Annotated in this window: 3 protein-coding genes; all 3 read right to left on the bottom strand. The window is 69.9% G+C overall.

Going from position 1 to position 3,378, the window contains the following annotated elements; translation table 11 throughout:
• A partial coding sequence (locus AC08ON_RS00870; protein ID WP_476616290.1) for a transketolase occupies window positions 1-1,211 on the bottom strand: 1,211 nt, incomplete at its 3' end.
• A 237-nt stretch (window positions 1,212-1,448) separates the two neighbouring features.
• The gene (locus AC08ON_RS00865) at window positions 1,449-2,135 is read right to left on the bottom strand and encodes a YdcF family protein (protein ID WP_035730080.1); all 687 of its coding nucleotides are present in this window, start codon (window positions 2,133-2,135) and stop codon (window positions 1,449-1,451) included.
• A 124-nt stretch (window positions 2,136-2,259) separates the two neighbouring features.
• A partial coding sequence (locus tag AC08ON_RS00860) for a putative PEP-binding protein (protein ID WP_476616289.1) occupies window positions 2,260-3,378 on the bottom strand: 1,119 nt, incomplete at its 5' end.

The following is a 3,378-nucleotide window of genomic DNA, read 5'->3' as shown; positions in this document are numbered from 1 at the left end:
ATCCGGATGAAGTCGTAGGCCCGGGAGAAGAACGCCGCGAACGTGGAGGCGAAAGGCACGTAGCCACGCACCGACAGCCCGACCGCCGCCGCGACGAGCTGCTGCTCGGCGATGAAGATCTCGAAGAAGCGGTCCGGGTAGATCTTGGCGAAGTCCTCGGAGTAGGTCGAGTTGCTGACCTCCGCGTCGAGCGCCACCACGTCGGTGCGGGCTCCGAGCGCGGCGAGCGCCTGGCCGTAGGCGCGCCGAGTCGCCACCTTGGCGCCGAGATCGTAGGTGGGCAGTGTGATGACGGGCCGCTCGACCGGCGCCGGTCGGGGGAGGCCCGCGGGCGGCACCGGACCGCGAACCCGCAGGTCGCGCAGGCCGCCGAGCTCGGCGATGGCGCGGTCGGCCATGTCGGCGGGGAACGGCTTGCCGTGCCAGCCCTCGACGTCCGCGGTCTCGGAGAAGCCCTCGCCCTTGCGGGTGCGGGCGAGGATGACGGTCGGCCGGGTGACGTCCTCGGCGTCGGCGAGCACCGCGTCGATCGCGGCGATGTCGTGGCCGTCAACGACGACCGCGCGAGCGCCGAAGGACTCCACCCGCCTGGCGTAGGTGTCGAGGTCCCAGCCGAGCTCGGTCGGGCCGCGCTGGCCGAGCCGGTTGACGTCGACGATCGCGATGAGGTTGGAGAGGTTGTAGTAGGAGGCCTTGTCCAGTGCCTCCCAGACCGAGCCCTCCGCCATCTCGCTGTCACCGCAGATCACCCAGACCCGGTAGGGCACCTTGTCCAGGTACTTACCGGCGAGCGCGACGCCCACGCCGTCGGGCAGGCCCTGCCCGAGCGACCCGGTCGCGACGTCGACCCACGGCAGGACAGGCGTCGGGTGGCCCTGAAGCCGCTCACCGAAACGGCGGTAGCCATTGATCAACTCGTCGTCACCGACGACCCCGACCGCCTTGAAGATGGAGTAGATCAGCGGGGATGCGTGCCCCTTCGAAAAGATCAGATGATCGTTCGCCGGGTCCGCCGGGTTGTCCCAGTCGTACCGAAGGTGGCGCGCGACGAGAACCGCCAGCACGTCCGCGGCCGACATCGACGAGGTGGGATGCCCGGAACCCGCCGAGGTGCTGCTGCGCACCGAGTCGACCCGCAGTTGCTGCGCGAGTTCCCGAACCGTCTCCAGGTCGGCCGTCCCGACCGTGCTCTCGGATACGGGAGTTGCCACACCAGTCTCCTTACAGTGTCGTTCCACACCCGGAAGGTAATCTCCGGAGGGTTCTCTCGCGCCGCGGGCAGCCGACTCCGCCGCTTTGCCTCACTACCACGTGTCGCACTACCCCCTCACCCGGCGATCCGAACCGTATCAGCGGCGGCCGACGGCAAAGAGAGCCGAAGTGGGCCTTGATATGTCAGAGGCATCACGGGTTCGTATCCGCTGCTGCCGACGAGCGTCGACCCGGTGTCAGACGGCCCGGGTGGTCGCCGAAGGTGGTGATGCCTGGCGGAAGAGCTGGTACCACCGGTAACCGATCCCCTCGCGGATGATGTACCGGACCTGCGTGCCGAAGCCGTGGACGGCCGGCCCCCGGTCGGCCGGGGAGGTGACGGCGTCAACACCGAGGTCACGGGCCATCGTCCGAGAACGCAGGCTGTGCCAGGGATCGGTTACCAGCACGGCGGTGTGCCAGTGCCGCGAGTTCATCAACCCGGCTACGGCGGTCAGCGATCCGAGCGTGTTCGAACCCTCGGGTAGGACGAGCACCCGATCCGGGGGGATACCCCGCTGCCGCAGATAGGTCGCGCTGGCCTCGCCCTCGGTGTAACGGTCGCCCGGCTGCTTCCCACCGACTGTGATCACCTGAGGGGCGATTCCCTCCCGGTAGAGCTCCAGCACGTGGTCGAGACGGGCGGCGAGGACCGCCGAGGGACGCCCGTCGTACTGCGAAGCACCGAGCACCACGAGGACGTCGGACCGGGGCCGGTGATCCTCCCTGCCCACCCACCAGACCTGCAGAAACGTCACCACGGCGAGAACCATGATGCCGAGGAGGACAGCCGCCACCGCCCGCATCATCCAACGCCACCATGGCACGCGGTACCAGGTCACGCGAAACGGGTTGACGATGAGACGAGGACGGGACAGGCCCACACGAACGAACAGTAGCGTCCCTATGGGCACACGACCGACATCACAGGGCAACTGCCCCCTTCATCCGCCCAGCCCCGATCGGGATCCCGGCCCGGAAAGGGCAGGAAACGAGCCAGGCGGAAACTCACCCGACCGTCGACCGGCCAAGAACCGCGGCACGCCCGGCCTCCAGCCGGGCCACCGGCACCCGAAACGGCGAACAGGAGACGTAGTCGAGCCCGAGTTCGGCGAAGAAGTGCACGGAGTCGGGATCACCGCCGTGCTCGCCACAGACGCCAAGGCCGAGATCGGGCCGAGCGCCCCGCCCAGCCCGGACCGCCGTCCTCATCAGGGCGCCCACCCCGTCGCGGTCCACCGACGCGAACGGCGACCCGGCGAGGATGCCGAGGTCAAGGTAGCGCGGCAGCAACGATGCCTCGACGTCATCCCGGGAGAAACCCCAGAGCAGCTGGGTGAGGTCGTTGGTGCCGAACGAGAAGAACTCGGCGCGCCAGGCGATCTGGTCCGCGGTGAGCGCCGCCCGCGGAACCTCGATCATCGTGCCGATCGGCAGGTCGATCTCCAGGCCGCTCTCGGTGCCGACCTCGGCCAGCACCCCGCGCACCCGGTCCCGGATGGCATCCAGCTCCGTCGCGGTGGAGATGAACGGAACCATGATCTCGGGACGGGGATCACCGCCTACGCTGCGGCAGCGCACCAGCGCCTCGGCGATCGCCCGCGCCTGCAGTTCCACCAGCCCCGGGACGGTGAGAGCGAGTCGGACGCCGCGGCGACCCAGCATCGGGTTGGTCTCGTGCATGCTGCGCAGGACCGCCAGCCTCGCCCGGTCGGCGTCGCCGACCGGCCTTCCGGCGGCGTCCGCGGCGGCGATCGACACGGACAGCTCGGTGAGGTCCGGGAGGAACTCGTGCAACGGCGGATCGAGCAGCCGGACCGTGACGGGCAGACCGTCCATCGCGGTGAAGATCTCGACGAAATCCTCCCGTTGCGGGGGAAGCAGCCGGCTGAGCGCCTCGGTCCGCTCGGCCGGCGTTCCCGCGAGGATCATCTGCTCGACCAGGGTACGACGATCCCCGAGGAACATGTGCTCGGTGCGGCACAGCCCGATGCCCGCAGCGCCGAACCGGCGGGCCCGCGCGGCGTCCGGCCCGGTGTCGGCATTCGCGCGGACCCGCAGCCGGCGGGACCGGTCGGCGTGCCGCATCAGCCGGTCCACGGCGGCGACCAGGTCCCCGCCCGGCCG

It is taken from the genome of Frankia sp. CoWAU3, assembly GCF_977971855.1.
Note: the sequence above shows the minus strand (reverse complement) of the source record. Positions and strands in the feature narration are given on the sequence as shown.